The sequence below is a fragment of the Phaeobacter sp. S60 genome (assembly GCF_000826845.1).
GTDB lineage: Bacteria > Pseudomonadota > Alphaproteobacteria > Rhodobacterales > Rhodobacteraceae > Phaeobacter > Phaeobacter piscinae.
In genome coordinates this window covers 241,860-258,770 of sequence record NZ_JSWJ01000011.1, presented here as the reverse complement: position 1 = coordinate 258,770, position 16,911 = coordinate 241,860, and the positions used below count along the sequence as shown (strand labels likewise).

Genomic DNA, 16,911 nt, shown 5'->3' with positions numbered 1-16,911 from the left:
CCACGCCCAACTGTGTCGGGCAATCTTTGATTGGTCGTGAACAGGCGGGAGGGCCTGCTGCGCGGGTCCTATTTGAGCGCGCGCCAGCCGATATCACGGCGGAAGAACCCCTGCGGCCAGTTGATGCCATCGACCATCGCATAGGCGCGGTCGCGGGCCTCTTGCAGGGTGTCGCCGCGCGCCGTCACATTCAGCACCCGGCCGCCAATCGCCAGTACCTTACCATCTTCGGCCTTGGTGCCCGCATGGAACACCATATTGCTGCTGTCTTCGGGCAGGCCTTCAAGGCCTTTGATTTCAGACCTCTTTTCATAGGCGCCCGGGTAGCCTGCCGCCGCCATGACCACAGTGATCGCATGATCATCAGCCCAGTTTACCTGCGTTTCAGCCAGACGGCCCTCAGCGGCAGCCTGCATCAGGTCCAGCGCCTGCGCGCCGAGGCGCATCATCAGCACCTGACATTCCGGGTCACCAAAGCGCACGTTGTATTCCACCAACCGGGGTTGCCCATCCTTGATCATCAGGCCCGCATAGAGCACGCCCTGATAGGGCATGCCGCGTTCGGCCATCACCCGCATGGTTGGTTTCACGATCTCTTCCATCGCGCGTGCCTCGATCTCCGCCGACAAGACCGGTGCGGGGGAATAGGCGCCCATGCCACCGGTGTTGGGGCCGGTGTCGCCCTCGCCGACGCGTTTGTGATCCTGGGCGGAGCCGATGGCCAGCACGTCTTCGCCGTCGACCAGCACAAACAAGGAGGCCTCTTCGCCTTCCATGAATTCCTCGATCACCACCTCGGCACCGGCGCCGCCAAAGGCGCCGCCGAACATATCGTCAATGGCGGCGATGGCCTCGGCCTCGGTCATGGCGATGATCACGCCTTTGCCGGCGGCCAGCCCGTCGGCCTTGACCACCGTGGGGGCGCCGTGGTGGCGCACATGGGCCTTGGCGGCCTCGGCATCGGTGAAATGGCCATAATCGGCAGTGGGGGCGTTTGCCGCGTCGCAGATTTCCTTGGTGAAGCTTTTGGAAGCTTCCAGTTTGGCCGCAGCCTCGGACGGGCCAAAGACCAAGAGCCCTGCGTCGCGTAGGCGGTCAGCCACACCAGCGGCCAGCGGTGCCTCCGGGCCGATGATCACAAAATCAATGGCGTTTTCCTCGGCGAAGGCCGCCACCGCCCCGCCATTGTCGATGTCGAGAGAGGCGCAATCGGCGATCTGCGCAATGCCGGCGTTGCCTGGTGCCACGATCAGCTTGTCGCATTTGGGGTTCTGCATCACCGCCCAGGCCAAAGCATGTTCGCGCCCGCCGCTGCCGAGGATAAGGATGTTCATTGACGCGTTCTCCGATCTGCCTGAGCCCTATGACTCCCCAGCGCCAGCCGGGGCTTGCCTTGCTTGCCGCGGGTTCTATGCTGCGCGGACTTTCAAAACAAGAACTCAGTAGGTGCCTTTGCGCCGCAGGAGAGCAGCCCCGCCATGTCAGACCTGTTTGATGATCCAGCCCCATCCGACCGGCCCGGGCAGAATGCCCCCGAATTCACCGTCTCGGAAATCTCCGGCGAGGTGAAGCGCACGCTGGAGGGCACCTTCGGACGCATCCGGGTGAAGGGCGAGGTGGGCCGCGTGTTCAAGGCGCGCTCCGGGCATCTTTATTACGACATCAAGGATGACCGCTCTGTGCTGGCCTGCACCACGTGGAAGGGGCAGATCGCAAGCCTCTCCGTGGTGCCGGAAGAGGGGCTGGAGGTGGTTGTCACCGGCCGGCTGACAGCGTTCGGCGGGCAGTCGAAATACAATATGAACGTTGATGAGGTGGCGGTTGCCGGGCAGGGCGCGCTGATGGCGCTCTTGGAAAAGCGCAAGAAACAGCTTGAGGCGGAAGGCCTGTTTGCGCCGGAGCGTAAGAAGCCGCTGCCGTATCTGCCACAAATCATCGGGGTGGTGACCTCACCCTCGGGGGCTGTGATCCGCGATATCCTGCACCGGCTGCGCGACCGGTTCCCGCGCAAGGTGCTGGTCTGGCCGGTTGCGGTGCAGGGCGCCAACTGCGCGCCGGAGGTGGCCCGCGCCATTGAAGGCTTCAACCAGCTGACACCGGGGGGCGCGATGCCACGACCGGATCTGATCATCGTGGCCCGTGGCGGGGGGTCGATCGAAGACCTGTGGGGCTTTAACGAGGAAATTGTCGCCCGGGCTGTCGCGAACAGTCAGATCCCGCTGATCTCAGCCGTGGGACATGAGACGGATACCACGCTGATTGATTTTGTGTCGGACCGTCGCGCGCCAACCCCGACGGCGGCAGCAGAACTGGCGGTCCCGGTGCGGTTGGAACTGCTGGGCTGGACTGAGAATCAGGGGGCGCGCTTGGTGCGCTCTGCCGGGCAGGCGGTGCAGCAGCGACGGCAGCGGCTGAACGATCTCGCGCGGGCTCTGCCAAAGCCCGATACGCTGTTGGAAACGCCGCGTCAGCGGTTGGACCGGGTGTCTGAACGGCTGCCCGATGCGCTAATCCGGGGGGTGGAGCGCCGCCGTCTGCGGCTGAGCGAGGCGGCGGCTGCGCTGCGGCCCAGCACGCTGCGTCAGTTGGTCACCGCCCGTCAGGATCGGTTGCGCAACCTCTCGTCACGGCTGACGCTGCGCCCGATCCAGCAGGATCTTACCCGCCAGTATGATCGTATCGGCCAGCTGGCGCAGCGGCTTGAAACTGTGCAGACACAGCGGCTGGACCGGCACCGGCAACGGCTGGAGGCAACGGGCCGTCAGCTGGAGATCCTCAGCTACAAGGCCACGCTTGAGCGTGGCTATGCCGTGGTGCGCAGCGATGACGGTGTCATCACCCGCGCGGCAGAGGCCGCCATCCGGCCACGGTTGCGGATTGAATTTGCCGATGCAGAGATTGACGTGACGCCTGCGCAAGCAGCTGCCGGTGACGGGGCGATATCGCCAGCAAAGACACCCGGCGCGCCCAAACCAGAAGGGTCCAAAGCAGGGAAGCGCCAAAGCGACAAGGCGCCGCCGGATGATCAGGGGTCGCTGTTCTGAAGCGTTCTCGTCGCTGAGGTCACGCGAAAGCACCCACATAGGCCACATCGATATGGGCACAAGGCCCGGCGCGTGGATCAGGAGGGCGTGCGTCGATGCCTGTCAGACGCCGATCTTGGGGCCAAGGCAGAGCATATCCTCGCCCAGGTCTTCGGCCTCATACAGCTCGGTGGCCTCCGGGTCGCCGTCGAACTGCGCAATCAGCCCGTCGTCGCCGATTGAGAACTGCCAGCACTGCGGCGTGCCGATATCATCATAGATAAAACAGATCTGATCCGCCTCGGGGTACCATTCGCCGTCCTGGCATTGGCCGTCCAGAAACGACCAGATCACCCGGCGGTTTGGTAGATAGCGTTCAACCCCGTAGGGCACCCCATCAAAGCCGTAGAACAATGTGCGGCCTTGGGTGTAGCGGTCGAACTGATCAGCGGTAAGCGGCGCGCCCGCCCAGGCGGGGCGGCCCTCGGACACAGCGCCACAGAGCGCCGTCAATAGAATCAAACAGGGCAGTCGCATACGGCAACTCTGCCAGAGGGCTGCAGTTCTGGCCAATGTTTCCGTGAACCATGTCGGGCGAAAGTACAGGGCCTGTTCGACGGTCGGCTTTGCGACTGGCTTGCGCGGCGTCACCTTTGACCGGTGGCGAAGAGGCGGGCAACATCAGTCAGATACCGGCCAACTTAAGGCACGGCACGCAATGCAAGCATCGGCGCAGACCGCAGCTGCAGCGAAGGGGAGAGCGACATGCCAAGTTTTGGAAGCAGCCCGGTCGGGGATGTGTTGATTTTGGCGGCGGCCCTTGCGGCGCTTTTGTATCTCGGCCTGACCGCGCGACCTCCCACAGCGCTGCGCAGCGTGACCAAAACGCTGGCGGTGCTTTTGCTGGCCGTTGCCGCATGGATGGGGGGAGGGCCGCTGCTGCTAACCCTGGCGCTTGGCCTCTGCGCGGTTGGCGATTTCTGCCTGTCGCGCGACGGGGAAAGCGCGTTCATGGCTGGGGTGGGCGCCTTTGCGGCTGGCCATCTCGTCTATATTTTTTTGTTCCTCGGTCAGGAGAGCAGTGATCTCGCAAGGGTGGTCCAGCTGCCGCAACTGGTTGGCGTGTTGGTGCTGGCTGTGGCCGGGCTTGCCATGGCACGGCTGCTGGCGCCGCGGGCCGGTGCATTGAAGGGACCAGTGCTGGCCTATGTGCCGATCATTCTGGGCATGGGGCTGGCGGCGCTGACCTTGCCACTGGGCCTTGGGCTGACGGGTCTGGCGCTGGTGCTGCCGGCAGCGGTGGCCTTCATGGCCTCTGATATTGTGCTCGCGTTTGAGACCTTTGTATTGGGCGAAGATCACCCGGCGCGGCGGATTACGCCTTATGTGGTCTGGCCGCTTTACTGGGGCGCGCAGGTGGGGTTTCTGCTGGCGTTTCTCTAGGTCGGGACCGGATTTGCATCGGTTGAGGTGGCGAGGTGCTTTGCACTTGCCGCAAAACCGCATTAGGTGTCCGCGTAACAACTCGCACCGACCCAATCTGCGGAGACCGACATGGCGTTTTTCTCAAAACTGAAGGACCGGCTGTTCAAGTCGTCAAACAAGCTTGAGGAAGGGCTGGATGCCATCGTTGAGGAGGGCGCAGAGGATGCCGCCCCGCAACAGTCCGTACCGGAAAAGACGCCCGAGGTGCCGCCGTCCACACCGCCGGTCGAGGCCCCAGCTGAACAGCCTGTTGAGGCCCCAAAGGCCCCACCTGTGGAGGTGCCGTCTGAAACGCCGTCTGAGATCCCCGTAGATGCCCCTGCTGAGACCCCGGCCCAGACGCCCGAACAATCGCCTCGCCCGGCGGAACCCGTGACGAAACCGGCGGAGCCGATGGCGAAACCATCGATCGAGCGGACGGCCGCGCCGGACCCTGCTCCGGCAACGCCGGGGCTCTTGGGGCGTCTGATGGGACGCGGCAAAGCGGATGAGCCGCGCCGCGCGCTGGATGATGACATGCTGGAGCAGCTGGAGGACCTTCTGGTCGGGGCAGATATGGGGGTCGATACCGCGCTGCGTGTCACCGCCAATATGGCTGAGGGCCGATTTGGCAAACGGCTGTCCACCCGCGAGATCAAGGAACTTCTGGCCGCAGAAGTGGCCCGGATCATGGAGCCGGTGGCCCGCCCGATGCCGATCTATGCAAAACGGCCGCAGGTGGTGCTGGTGGTGGGGGTCAACGGCTCCGGCAAGACCACTACGATCGGCAAGCTGGCCAGCCAGTTCAAGGCTGCGGGCAAGAAGGTGGTGATTGCCGCAGGGGACACCTTCCGCGCTGCGGCGGTGGAGCAGCTGCAGGTCTGGGGTGATCGGGCAGGGGTGCCGGTCCTGACCGCACCAGAAGGCTCTGATCCGGCCAGCCTTGCCTTTGATGCGATGACCCGCGCGCAGGAAGATGGCGCGGACCTTCTGATGATCGATACCGCCGGACGCCTGCAGAATCGCGCTGATCTGATGGAAGAACTGGCCAAAATCGTCCGCGTGATCCGCAAGAAGGACGAGACCGCGCCGCATAATACGCTGCTGGTGCTGGATGCGACCACTGGCCAGAATGCCCTCAATCAGGTGGAGACGTTCCAGAAGCTCGCAGATGTCTCCGGTCTGGTGATGACCAAGCTGGACGGCACCGCCAAGGGCGGCGTTCTGGTGGCATTGGCGGATCGCTTCGGCCTGCCGATCCACGCCATTGGTGTGGGTGAGCAAATCGACGATCTGGCGCCTTTCGATCCGGAAGAATTTGCCGCCGCTCTCACCGGTCTGGAACGTTCCTGATCAACGCAGGCCCGCCCACCTTCTGGCTGAAAATATCCTCCGGAGGTCCGGGGGTGGTCAACCCCCGGTCATCTGTCCTGGTGCAAAGGTATTTCATTTGAGCGATTGGCTGATCTTGCTGGAAGGCACGGAGGCGGGGCACCATATGGCCCTTGCTCTGGCCCTGCTGGCTGCGCTGTTACATGCGGTGTTCGGCGCGCTTCAGAAAGGGCGCTATGATCCTTGGTTGTCGCGCGGGGCGATTGATTTTTCCTACGGGATGATGGCGATGCCGTTGGCGTTGTTCGTCGTGCCCTGGCCTGAGCCACATATGTGGCCAATCTTTGCGGCCGTCTGGGGGATCCATGTGCTCTACAAGGTCCTGCAGGGGCTGGCCTACAGTAAGGGCAGCTATACTGTTGTTTATCCGGTCGTGCGGGGGACCGGGCCCTTGTTCACGGTGCTCGGCGCTTCAGTTCTGTTTGATGAGCGATTTACGGCGGTGCAGTGGCTGGGGGTTGGCGTGCTTCTGGCGGGGATCTTTGGGCTTGCGCTCTACAATTTTCGCAATCTGACCAGCCACCGCGAGACCCTGGGCAGTGCGTTGGCACTGGCTGTGGCAACCGGTGTCTTTGTGGCGCTTTACACCACCTATGATGCCTATGGCATCCGCGCGACGGCGGATCCTTTCACCTTTCTAGCGTGGTTCTTCTTCATCGACGGGCTGGCGATGCCGCCTTATGCCTACATGCGTTGGCGGGCGATGACGCCACGCCCGGATCCCGGTCCCCTGATGGCCAAGGGGCTGTTGGGTGGTCTTATCGCCTTTGGCTCCTTTGGTGCGGTGATGCTGGCCACGCGGCTGGACAAGGTGGGCGAGGCGGCGGTGCTGCGCGAGACCTCGACCGTGTTCGCGGCCCTGATCGGCTGGCTGGTGTTAAAGGAAACAGTTGGTCCGCGCCGGATTGCGCTGATGGCTTTGATCGCGCTGGGGGCCGTGATAGTGGAGATGGGCGGCTGATCCGCTGGTCCCTCACCACCCCTTGATGAACGAACAGGTTGAAGACCAGAGGCAGGCAACCCAGATTTCGCAGAACGGAGCGCGACCGCAGATTGTGCGCGGGCGCAACAGGCAGGAGATCCCATGGCGGGCAAACCCATCAACCCAACCCTGAAACTGGTGCTGGAATACGGCCCGCTTGTTGCGTTTTTCGCAGCCTATCTGTGGCTGCGCGACGAGGTGTTTGTGATTGGCGGGGAGGAGTATCGGGGGTTCATCATGGCCACCGCGGGCTTCATCCCTCTGATGATCCTCTCAAGCCTGGCGCTGTGGCGGCTCACCGGGCATATCTCCAAGATGCAGGTCGGCACGCTGGTCATCGTGGTGCTGTTTGGCGGGCTGTCTGTCTGGTTCAATGATGAACGGTTTTTCAAGATGAAGCCGACGATCCTCTATGTGCTGCTGGGCGGTGCCTTGGCGATCGGTCTTCTGCGGGGCCAAAGCTATCTGAAGGTGGCAATGGATGAGTTGATGCCGCTGCAGGATGCCGGCTGGATGATCCTGACCCGGCGGCTGTGTTATTTCTTCTTCGCGCTGGCGGTGACCAATGAGCTGGTCTGGCGCAGCATGAGTGAAGAGACCTGGGTCTACTTCAAGACGTTTGGTCTGTCGTTGGCGATGTTTGCCTTCTTCATGACCCAGGCGCGGGTGTTTCAGGCCTATGCGCTGCCGGATGCCGAGGTGGATGAGACGGAGTGAGCCGGGGCCTTCGCATTTGCATTGGCGGCTGGGGTGTCGCATCTCGCGGGTCTCTCGTCGCCTTTGAGGTTGGGTCACGCGGGTGTGATAGAACACCAGGCGCTGAAGGGGGCGCAGCGCCGCTGCGGACTTGACCAAACGGCGGTTTCGGCGTATCCGAGGCTTACATATCGTGGCGATTTGTTAACCGGATTGCGGGCCACGTAAAACAATCCCGCTAAAGAGGTCAGGATGTGAAGGACCCCCTTTCGCTTGGCCGAACGGGGGTTTTTTAATGCGCATTGCGCGCAAGGAGACAGAAGATGAGCGAGACCTGGAACAAGCGCACCAAACTGGTGCATGGCGGCACCCGGCGCAGCCAGTACAATGAGGTCAGCGAAGCGATCTACCTGACGCAGGGCTTTGTCTATGACAGCGCTGAGCAGGCCGAGGCCCGGTTCATTGAGACCGGTCCCGATGAATTCATCTATGCCCGCTACGGCAACCCCACGGTGGCCATGTTCGAAGAGCGGATTGCCGCGCTGGAAGGGGCCGAGGACGCCTTTGCCACCGCATCCGGCATGGCGGCAGTCAACGGCGCGCTTACTTCGATGCTGAAGGCCGGTGACCATGTGGTATCAGCCAAGGCGCTGTTTGGCTCCTGCCTCTATATCCTTGAGAATATCCTGACCCGCTTTGGCGTTGAAGTGACTTTTGTTGATGGCACCGATCTTGACGCTTGGCGCGCGGCGCTGCGGCCCGACACCAAGGCGGTGTTTTTCGAATCCATGTCCAACCCGACGCTGGAAGTGATCGATATTGCAGCGGTGGCAGAGCTGGCCCATGCGGTCGGTGCCACCGTCGTGGTGGACAATGTGTTCTCGACCCCGGTGTTCTCAAACGCCATCGAACAGGGTGCGGATGTGGTGATCTATTCCGCCACCAAGCATATCGACGGGCAGGGTCGGGTTCTGGGCGGTGTCATTCTTGGCACACGCGATTTTATCCGCGGCACCGTTGAACCCTATATGAAACACACCGGCGGTAGCCTCAGCCCGTTCAATGCTTGGACCCTGCTAAAGGGGCTGGAGACGATTTCGCTACGGGTGAATGCGCAGGCGGACAGTGCGCTGGAACTGGCGCAGGCGCTGAGCGGTCATCCGGCGCTGTTGCGGTTGATGTATCCGGGGCTGGAAGATCACGCCCAACACGCGCTGGTCCAGCGGCAACTGGGCGGCAAGGGCGGCACTGTGCTGTCGCTGGATCTGAAGGGTGGCAAGGAGGCCGCCTTCCGCTTCTTGAACGCGCTCACCATCCCGGTGATCTCCAACAATCTGGGGGATGCGAAGTCCATTGCAACCCATCCGGCCACCACCACCCATCAGCGGCTGTCGGAGGAGTTGAAAGATGAACTGGGCATCACCCCGGGGCTGGTGCGGTTCTCCGTCGGGCTGGAAGATGCAGGCGATTTGATTGCGGATCTGACGCAAGCGCTTGCGGCGGCTGAGGGCTGAACGGCGCGCCACCAAGACGCAGTTGGGGCAGGGGCATATTGGGTTGCCTGCCTCAGCTGGGAACAGATCCTGGGTGATCTGGGGTCAATCGCCGGAAATACGCAAAACACGACGCTTTTGAATGATCTGTTTTGCGATCTGCCGCGTAACAGACTAAAACCAATCCTGCTGCTTGATGATCGGGCAGCATCAGCGGAGGTCTCTGTGTCATGAACTCTCACTCGCGTAATCTGACCAAGGCGCCTGATCGAGCGGACGCAGAAGAAGCGCTCGATCTGTTGCGCCAATGGGCCAGCGCGGCCACCGAGACCGAAATTTCCCAATTGAACCCGGCGGTTGCACGGCTTCTCCCGGATGCACCTGCCGGTAATTATCCCGATCTGTCGCGGCACTACCCTGAGGGGTTTGTGGCTGACAGCAGCTATCGTGCAACCCTGCCGGATCTGCAGAACGGCCCCTCCAGCCTGATCCGTGGGGCGCATGAGCAGATCCAGCATGTGGGGATTTCCAACTTTCGCCTGCCGATTCGCTTTCACACCCGCGACAATGGGGATCTGACGCTGGAGACCAGTGTCACCGGCACCGTCAGCCTGGACGCCGACAAGAAGGGCATCAACATGTCCCGGATTATGCGGTCGTTCTACAAAAATGCTGAGCGCACCTTCAGCTTTGAGGTGATGGAGGCAGCGCTGGACGATTATCTGACAGATCTGGAGAGCCTGGATGCGCGCCTTCAGATGCGGTTCTCCTTCCCGGTGAAGGTCGAAAGCCTTCGGTCAGGTCTGTCTGGCTATCAGTACTATGATATCGCTCTGGAAATCGTCGATCACGATGGCGAGCGGACCAAGATAATCCACCTTGATTATGTCTATTCCTCGACCTGCCCCTGCTCGCTTGAGTTGAGTGAGCACGCACGTAGTTCACGGGGACAGCTGGCGACACCGCATTCACAGCGCTCGGTTGCGCGGATATCGCTGGTGCAGGAACCCGGCGCCCCGGTGCTGTGGTTTGAAGACGTGATTGATCATTGCCGCCGCGCGGTGCCGACCGAAACGCAGGTGATGGTGAAGCGTGAGGATGAACAGGCCTTTGCCGAGCTGAACGCGGCGAACCCGATCTTTGTGGAAGATGCCGCGCGGTTGTTCTGTGAGGCGCTGCAGTCGGACCCGCGGATTGGTGATTTCCGGGTTGTGGCCAGCCATCAGGAAAGCCTGCACAGCCACGACGCGATCAGCGTTCTGACACAGGGGCAGACATTTGCGGCCCGCAGCATTGATCCCAAGATGTTCGCGACCCTCATTCATCAGGGCTGAGGGCGCCTGAGGCGTGCATTCCGCCTCGGACCTGACCTCTCAAACAGAACCGCCTGCCCATTCGGGCGGCGGTTTCTTTTTTGTAATCAATGTTCATCTGCGTCGCGGCATTTTTTTTGCTGCACTGCGGCAATAATCAGCTAAGCTCGCAACCTGAGGGGGTGCGCGCGTTGCGGCCCCTATCCTCAGGAGGCCGCAAAAGCTGCCCGCCAAACAGGAGATGTTGATGATCCCTCTACCCGATTTCACAGACCTTCCCCGAACCCCTGCTGCGCTGGCTGGCACGATTGTTGGTAACCAGTTGCGGTTCTGGCGTGGCGCCATGACCCTGATGGGGTCGGTGCCTGCAGCGCAGGTGGCCCTCGCCCGCGAGGCTATGGCTGCGACTTATGGCGTCACTGGCAAGACCGGCACCAAGACAGCAGTGCCGTCATCGGCCAACGATACGGTTGCAAAGCCTGCGCCTGCCCGCCGTAAGGCCACGCGCAAACCGGCCCGTCCGGCGCAATCGGCGGCTGTGAAAACGAGTGAAAAACCTGCCCCGGACCAGGTCACCACACCAAAGGACGCTAACGTAGTAGCAACTTCAACCGGCGCCACCTCTGGCCAGAGCGGGTTTGCCAGCCAAAGAACCACCAGCGGCGGTAGCGCTGCGAAGTCGGCTGCATCGACGCCCTCTGCGCCTGGGGCTCGCCGCAAAACACCTCGTGCGCCGTCGAAACCAGCGCAGATGCCAGCCCCTCTTAAGTCGGCGGCGGCCAGATCTGAGGCAAAGCCTGTTGCGCCCGATAGCCGGCAAGTGAGTGTGAAACAGACCGGAACCACCAGCGCGCAGGCCTTGATGGCGGGTCAGGCCGCAGGGGCAGCCCCGGGACAACAGGATAGTGGCAAACTGGCTGCTGCGAAGCCAGCCACGGCCAAGCCAGCCGCTGCAAAGGCTAAACCTGGGTCTAAGTCACGGGCAAAACAATAGGGCTCGCCCGCTGGACGTGCGCAGTCTCTTGACAGTCTGTGCGGGGCAGGCCAACGCTGCGCCCATGTTGGATCTGCGTCCGGTTGGATATGTCATTGGCCTGTTGGTGGCCATTCTTGGGGCGACCATGGTGTTTCCTCTGGCCGTCGATCTATACGACGGGCAGGGGGAGTGGCCGGTTTTCCTCGAAAGCGCGGTGATCACCATCCTTGGCGGCGGGCTGATTGCGCTGTCCTGCGCCAATGGGGTGCGCGAGGGGCTGACCATTCAGCAGACCTTTCTGTTGACCACGCTGGTCTGGGTGGCGCTGCCGCTGTTTGGGGCCCTTCCGCTGATGCTGGGGGCCACCGAGTTGCGGTTTGTTGACGCGTTTTTCGAGGCGATGTCGGGCCTCACGACCACTGGCTCCACCGTGATCTCCGGCCTGGACGATCTGCCGCGCGGATTGTTGCTGTGGCGCGGTATCCTGCAATGGCTGGGCGGCATCGGAATTATTGTGGTCGCGATGGTGTTCCTGCCCGAGTTGCGGGTCGGCGGAATGCAGATTTTCCGCTCAGAAGCCTTTGACACTATGGGGAAAATCTTGCCTCGCGCGCAGGCGATCGCGAAGCAGATTTCACTGATCTACGTGGGGCTGACCGTCGCCTGCATGGTGGTCTATATGCTGTTGGGGATGGAGCCGTTTGACGCGCTGGTCCATGCGCTGACCACCTGTTCGACCGGCGGGTTTTCCAATTATGACGCGTCGTTCGGCACCTTCAGCGGCGCACCTGAATATGCGGCATCGGTGTTTATGATCCTCGCGGCGCTGCCGTTTGTGCGCTATGTGCAGATGATCAACGGCCAGTCCAAACCACTGTTTCGTGACAGTCAGATCCGCGCGTTTCTGGCGACAATTGCCTTGCTGGTGGTGGTGACCGCCTGTGTGCTGGTCTACGTCTTCCCACATCACCCGGAACAGGCCGTGCGCGAAGCGCTGTTCAACATCACCTCGATCATTTCCGGCACCGGCTACGCCAGTGTCGATTATATGCAGTGGGGCAGCTTTCTGGTCATGCTGTTCTTCTTCATTGGGTTGATCGGCGGCTGTGCGGGCTCCACCGCCTGTTCGGTCAAGATCTTCCGCTATCAGCTGCTGTTTGCCTCAATTCGGGTGCAGATCCAGCGGATCCATTCGCCACATGGGGTGTTTGTGCCGCGCTATCAGGGGCGCACGGTGGACGCCGAGGTGCTGAGCTCGGTGATTTCCTTTTTCATGTTCTTTGTCGTGACGCTGGGGATCGTGGCCTGGGCGCTGGCCCTGACGGGGTTGGATTTCGTAACTGCGGTGTCTGGTGCTGCAACGGCTGTGGCCAATATCGGCCCCGGCCTTGGCGATCGGATTGGACCTGCGGGCAATTTCTCGACGCTGAACGACGGGGCGAAGTGGATTCTGAGTGCGGCGATGCTGATCGGTCGGCTGGAACTGATGGCCGTTTACGCCATTCTGACCATCCGGTTCTGGCGCAACTAGGCAGATCGACCGCCACGGGCACGTCCGGCGCATCAATATTGCGTGTTGCTCCTGCGTTTCTATGTGTATCGCTACAATCCGCAGGCTTGCCCTCTTGAGGCCGCTCGCATAAGAGGCGGGGAGTTGAAACCCGCAAGCGCACGGAGAGTTTTGCCCAATGCCCGTTCTTGTGATGAAATTCGGCGGCACATCTGTCGCCAATCTGGACCGCATCCGCCGCGCCGCCAAACGCGTTGGTGTCGAAGTGGCCAAGGGCTACGACGTGATCGTGATCGTCTCTGCGATGTCGGGCAAGACCAATGAGCTGGTCGGCTGGGTCAATGAGACCTCGCCGCTGTTTGATGCGCGCGAATATGATGCGGTTGTGTCCTCAGGGGAGAATGTCACCGCCGGGTTGATGGCGCTGACCCTGCAGGAAATGGATATTCCGGCGCGCAGCTGGCAGGGCTGGCAAGTGCCGCTGAAGACTACCAGCGCCCATAGCCAGGCGCGGATTGAGGAAATCCCGCCGGAAAACATCAACGCAAAATTTGGCGAAGGCATGCGTGTGGCCGTTGTTGCCGGCTTTCAGGGGATCAGCCCCGAGGGCCGCATCACCACGCTGGGCCGGGGCGGGTCGGACACCACTGCCGTGGCCTTTGCGGCGGCGTTTGAGGCTGAGCGCTGCGATATCTACACCGATGTGGACGGGGTTTACACCACTGACCCGCGGATTTGCGACAAGGCGCGCAAACTGGATAAAATCGCGTTTGAGGAAATGCTGGAGCTGGCGTCGCTGGGCGCCAAGGTTTTGCAGACCCGCTCGGTTGAGCTGGCGATGCGCTACAAGGTGAAACTGCGCGTGCTGTCCAGTTTCGAGGAACAATCCGACGAGGCCGGAACCCTGGTCTGCGACGAGGAGGAAATCATGGAATCCAATGTTGTGGCCGGTGTGGCCTATTCCCGTGACGAAGCCAAGCTGACCGTCCAGTCGGTTGCCGACCGTCCCGGAATTGCGGCGCATATCTTCACCGCGCTGAGCGAAGCGGGCGTGAATGTCGATATGATCGTGCAGGATATCTCTGACGAGGGCCGCACCGATATGACCTTCTCCTGCCCGACCGATCAGGTTGCGCGTGCAGAACAAGCGCTGCAGGCGGTGAAGGAAAAGGGCGAGCTGAACTATGCCGAGCTGTTGGCAGACCGTGATGTCGCCAAGGTTTCTGTGGTTGGCATCGGCATGCGCTCGCAATCTGGGGTTGCGGCGAAGATGTTCAAGGTGCTGTCAGACGAGGGCATCAATATTAAGGTGATCACCACCTCCGAAATCAAGATTTCGGTGCTGATTGACCGGAAATACATGGAACTTGCGGTGCAAGCACTGCATGATGCGTTTGAATTGGACAAGGCGGCCTGATCTGGACCTGGCCGCCTGACACCGAAATCTGTGTGAACGGCCCCCATGGTAAAGACGACCGAATCCGAAAGTCGCAACTTATTGATGCGCTTGCGCGAGGCGATGGCCGGTGATGACGCCGGTCAGGCCCGTCTGGACAAGATCACGCAGCTGATCGCCGACAGCATGCACAGCGAGGTGTGCTCGGTCTATCTGTTTCGCGATGACGAGACGCTTGAACTTTGCGCGACGCAGGGACTGAACGTCGAATCCGTGCACCAGACGCGCATGCGGATCGGCGAGGGGCTGGTGGGCCGTGTGGCGCGCTATGGCAAAGTGGTGAACACGCCTGATGCGCCCAATGCCAAGGGCTTCCGTTATATGCCGGAAACCGGAGAGGAGCGGTTTGCCTCCTTCCTGGGCGTGCCGATCCAGCGTCTGGGTGAGATGCTGGGCGTGCTGGTGGTGCAGTCCAAAGAGGGGCGTGAGTTTTCCTCTGACGCGGTTTATGCGCTGGAGGTGGTGGCCATGGTCATCGCCGAGATGACCGAATTGGGGGCTTTTGTCGGGGAAGGCGCGGCCTTGTCTCCGTTGCACCAGCAGCCGGTCCTGTTGCGCGGCACCATCGCGCAGGAAGGCGCTGTCGAGGGCCATGTCTGGCTGCACGAGCCGCGCGTTGTGGTGACCAATCCGATTGCCGACGACCCCCACCGCGAGCTGGAGCGCCTGCATGAGGCGGTTGAGGAACTGCGCGTGGGTGTCGACAAGATGCTGGAGGTCACCCAGACCGGCGACAAAGAACAGTTGCAAGTGCTGGAAGCCTACCGGATGTTTGCCAATTCCAAGGGCTGGATGCGCCGGATGGAAGAGGACATTGGCCGCGGCTTGAGCGCAGAAGCCGCTGTGGAAAAAGAACAATCGCAGGCGCGTGCCCGGATGGGCCAGGTGCAGGATGCCTATCTGCGCGAGCGTCTCAGTGATCTGGATGATCTGTCAAACCGCCTGCTGCGCATCCTGACGGGGCAGGGCAGCGAGACGGGCGCCGAGTTGCCCGATGATCCGGTTCTTATTGCACGGAATATCGGTCCGGGAGAGTTGCTGGAATATGGCCGCAATCTGCGTGGTATCGTGCTGGAGGAAGGCTCTGTCGGCTCCCACGCGGCGATCATCGCCCGCGCACTGGCAATTCCGCTGGTGGTCCATGCCAAACGTATCACGACCGAGGCGCTGAACGGCGACCACATCATGGTCGATGGCGAGCAGGGCGTTGTGCATCTGCGTCCCGATGATACCGTTGTCGGCGCCTTTCGTGATAAGATTGCCATGCAGGCCAAAGCGCAGGAACGCTATGCCTCGATCCGGGACAAACAGGCGCTGACCCGGGATGGCCGCCGCGTGCATCTGCTGATGAATGCCGGGTTGATGGCGGATCTGCCGTCCCTGCAAAATTCCGGCGCCGAGGGTGTGGGCCTGTTCCGCACCGAACTGCAGTTTCTGGTTCGCAACCAGATGCCCAAACGCTCAGAATTGGTGGCGCTATACCAGCGGGTGCTGGACGCGGCGGGCGGCAAGCGGGTGGTGTTTCGCACGCTGGATATCGGCTCGGACAAGGTGCTGCCCTATATGAAGCCGACGGATGAGCCCAATCCGGCGCTTGGCTGGCGGGCAATCCGTGTGGGTCTGGACAAGCCCGGTGTGATGCGGATGCAGCTGCAGGCGCTGATGCGGGCCGCCAATGGGCGTCCCCTTACGCTGATGTTCCCGTTTGTGGCCCAGTTCGAGGAGTTCCGCGACGCCAAGGCTGAGGTTGCCAAAACACTGGAGCGGGAGCGCCGTCTGGGCCATCCTCTGCCTGAGAAGCTGGAAGTCGGGGCGATGCTGGAAACCCCCTCTCTCGCCTTTGCGCCGCAGAAGTTCTTTGACGAGGTTGAATTCCTGTCGATTGGTGGCAATGACCTCAAGCAGTTCTTTTTTGCCGCTGACCGCGAGAACGAGCGGGTGCGCAAGCGCTACGATACGCTGAATGTCAGCTTCCTGAGCTTCATCGCGCAGATCGTTGAACGCTGTGAAAAATCCGGAACACCGCTCAGTTTCTGTGGCGAAGATGCCGGCCGCCCGATTGAGGCCGTCTGCCTTGCTGCGATGGGGTTGCGGGTGCTGTCCATGCGCCCGGCCTCAGTCGGTCCGGTGAAATCACTGCTGATGCGCGTGGATCTGAATGACATCCGCAAAATCATCGCCGACGCCCGGCACCGGGGGGAGCAGACGGTGCGCCCAGCGGTTATGCAGTATCTGCGAGAGCTCTGAACACCTTGCAAGACAGCGAGGGTTAGAATCCAAAAACCGCGCGGCCCAATCCGCGCGGTTTTTTTACGGCTGCCTCTGCCTGCGGACTGCAGCCTATGGGCGTCCTTGAGTGGTCGCCTGTGGATAAATTGTCGAAATCATCGCAACCCATGTTTGATGGATAGCGATTTTTCGGCTGAAAATATCCAATAAAAATTTTGAAAATCGCCCATCGCCTTGCAGGATGCTGATAATATTCCGCTTTTCGCGAGGTTTGCAATCTGGTCGCGCAAGGGTTGAGAGCTCTTAGGTTACCCCCGTACTTATCCACAGGTGTGACGGTGTATTGGAAATACATCTATGTTATTGATATTGCTTAT

13 protein-coding genes and 1 riboswitch are annotated in these 16,911 nt (G+C 61.4%); of the genes, 10 read left to right on the top strand and 3 right to left on the bottom strand.

Going from position 1 to position 16,911, the window contains the following annotated elements; all coding sequences use genetic code 11:
* Nucleotides 1-68: 68 nt before the first annotated feature.
* Nucleotides 69-1,334 (bottom strand): phosphoribosylamine--glycine ligase, encoded by a 1,266-nt coding sequence (gene purD / locus OO25_RS11170; RefSeq protein ID WP_040180145.1) that lies wholly within the window; start codon nt 1,332-1,334, stop codon nt 69-71.
* 144 nt (nt 1,335-1,478) lie between these two features.
* Between purD and xseA the strand changes: the two genes are divergently transcribed.
* Nucleotides 1,479-3,044, top strand: a complete 1,566-nt coding sequence (gene xseA, locus OO25_RS11165) for an exodeoxyribonuclease VII large subunit (RefSeq protein ID WP_040180144.1) — start codon at nt 1,479-1,481, stop codon at nt 3,042-3,044.
* 102 nt (nt 3,045-3,146) lie between these two features.
* Here the strand turns inward: xseA and OO25_RS11160 are convergent, their stop codons facing one another.
* Nucleotides 3,147-3,560, bottom strand: coding sequence for a hypothetical protein (locus OO25_RS11160; protein ID WP_040180143.1), 414 nt, complete (start codon nt 3,558-3,560; stop codon nt 3,147-3,149).
* A 228-nt stretch (nt 3,561-3,788) separates the two neighbouring features.
* On the opposite strand from OO25_RS11160, the gene OO25_RS11155 reads away from it, so the two are divergent.
* From OO25_RS11155 to folE2, 6 genes are all read left to right on the top strand, one after another.
* Entirely contained in the window at nt 3,789-4,466 is a 678-nt protein-coding gene (locus OO25_RS11155) for a lysoplasmalogenase (RefSeq protein WP_040180141.1), read from the top strand.
* A 111-nt stretch (nt 4,467-4,577) separates the two neighbouring features.
* Nucleotides 4,578-5,840, top strand: a complete 1,263-nt coding sequence (gene ftsY / locus OO25_RS11150; protein ID WP_040180140.1) for a signal recognition particle-docking protein FtsY — start codon at nt 4,578-4,580, stop codon at nt 5,838-5,840.
* A 97-nt stretch (nt 5,841-5,937) separates the two neighbouring features.
* Nucleotides 5,938-6,840 (top strand): EamA family transporter, encoded by a 903-nt coding sequence (locus OO25_RS11145; RefSeq protein ID WP_040180138.1) that lies wholly within the window; start codon nt 5,938-5,940, stop codon nt 6,838-6,840.
* A gap of 123 nt (nt 6,841-6,963) precedes the next feature.
* Nucleotides 6,964-7,578 carry an inner membrane-spanning protein YciB gene (locus OO25_RS11140; protein ID WP_040180137.1) on the top strand — a complete coding sequence of 205 codons (615 nt, stop codon included), beginning with the start codon at nt 6,964-6,966 and terminating at the stop codon, nt 7,576-7,578.
* A gap of 162 nt (nt 7,579-7,740) precedes the next feature.
* Nucleotides 7,741-7,820: riboswitch (SAM riboswitch) on the top strand.
* Nucleotides 7,821-7,880: 60 nt separating this feature from the next.
* Nucleotides 7,881-9,071 carry an O-succinylhomoserine sulfhydrylase gene (metZ, locus tag OO25_RS11135; protein ID WP_040180135.1) on the top strand — a complete coding sequence of 397 codons (1,191 nt, stop codon included), beginning with the start codon at nt 7,881-7,883 and terminating at the stop codon, nt 9,069-9,071.
* A gap of 209 nt (nt 9,072-9,280) precedes the next feature.
* Nucleotides 9,281-10,384, top strand: a complete 1,104-nt coding sequence (folE2, locus tag OO25_RS11130) for a GTP cyclohydrolase FolE2 (RefSeq protein ID WP_040180133.1) — start codon at nt 9,281-9,283, stop codon at nt 10,382-10,384.
* 387 nt (nt 10,385-10,771) lie between these two features.
* Here folE2 and OO25_RS22965 read toward each other — a convergent pair whose 3' ends face one another.
* Nucleotides 10,772-11,083, bottom strand: a complete 312-nt coding sequence (locus OO25_RS22965) for a hypothetical protein (RefSeq protein WP_175304822.1) — start codon at nt 11,081-11,083, stop codon at nt 10,772-10,774.
* Between the two features lie 338 nt (nt 11,084-11,421).
* Here OO25_RS22965 and OO25_RS11120 point away from each other — a divergent pair, with 338 nt between their 5' ends.
* The 3 genes from OO25_RS11120 (at nt 11,422) to ptsP (ending at nt 16,552) form a co-directional block, all read left to right on the top strand.
* On the top strand, nt 11,422-12,870 hold the full coding sequence (locus OO25_RS11120) for a TrkH family potassium uptake protein (RefSeq protein WP_040170300.1): 1,449 nt from the start codon (nt 11,422-11,424) through the stop codon (nt 12,868-12,870).
* A 157-nt stretch (nt 12,871-13,027) separates the two neighbouring features.
* The gene (locus tag OO25_RS11115; protein WP_040170303.1) at nt 13,028-14,266 is read left to right on the top strand and encodes an aspartate kinase; all 1,239 of its coding nucleotides are present in this window, start codon (nt 13,028-13,030) and stop codon (nt 14,264-14,266) included.
* Between the two features lie 45 nt (nt 14,267-14,311).
* The gene (ptsP, locus tag OO25_RS11110) at nt 14,312-16,552 is read left to right on the top strand and encodes a phosphoenolpyruvate--protein phosphotransferase (RefSeq protein WP_040170305.1); all 2,241 of its coding nucleotides are present in this window, start codon (nt 14,312-14,314) and stop codon (nt 16,550-16,552) included.
* The last annotated feature ends 359 nt before the right edge of the window (nt 16,553-16,911 follow it).

Excerpts from the sequence above, each read along its gene's own strand:
- purD (WP_040180145.1), bottom strand. The coding sequence starts at position 1,334 with ATGAACATCCTTATCCTCGGCAGCGGCGGGCGCGAACATGCTTTGGCC.
- OO25_RS11115 (WP_040170303.1), top strand. The coding sequence starts at position 13,028 with ATGCCCGTTCTTGTGATGAAATTCGGCGGCACATCTGTCGCCAATCTG.
- OO25_RS11160 (WP_040180143.1), bottom strand. The coding sequence starts at position 3,560 with ATGCGACTGCCCTGTTTGATTCTATTGACGGCGCTCTGTGGCGCTGTG.
- metZ (WP_040180135.1), top strand. The coding sequence starts at position 7,881 with ATGAGCGAGACCTGGAACAAGCGCACCAAACTGGTGCATGGCGGCACC.
- OO25_RS11155 (WP_040180141.1), top strand. The coding sequence starts at position 3,789 with ATGCCAAGTTTTGGAAGCAGCCCGGTCGGGGATGTGTTGATTTTGGCG.
- folE2 (WP_040180133.1), top strand. The coding sequence starts at position 9,281 with ATGAACTCTCACTCGCGTAATCTGACCAAGGCGCCTGATCGAGCGGAC.
- OO25_RS11140 (WP_040180137.1), top strand. The coding sequence starts at position 6,964 with ATGGCGGGCAAACCCATCAACCCAACCCTGAAACTGGTGCTGGAATAC.
- OO25_RS11120 (WP_040170300.1), top strand. The coding sequence starts at position 11,422 with ATGTTGGATCTGCGTCCGGTTGGATATGTCATTGGCCTGTTGGTGGCC.
- ptsP (WP_040170305.1), top strand. The coding sequence starts at position 14,312 with ATGGTAAAGACGACCGAATCCGAAAGTCGCAACTTATTGATGCGCTTG.
- ftsY (WP_040180140.1), top strand. The coding sequence starts at position 4,578 with ATGGCGTTTTTCTCAAAACTGAAGGACCGGCTGTTCAAGTCGTCAAAC.
- xseA (WP_040180144.1), top strand. The coding sequence starts at position 1,479 with ATGTCAGACCTGTTTGATGATCCAGCCCCATCCGACCGGCCCGGGCAG.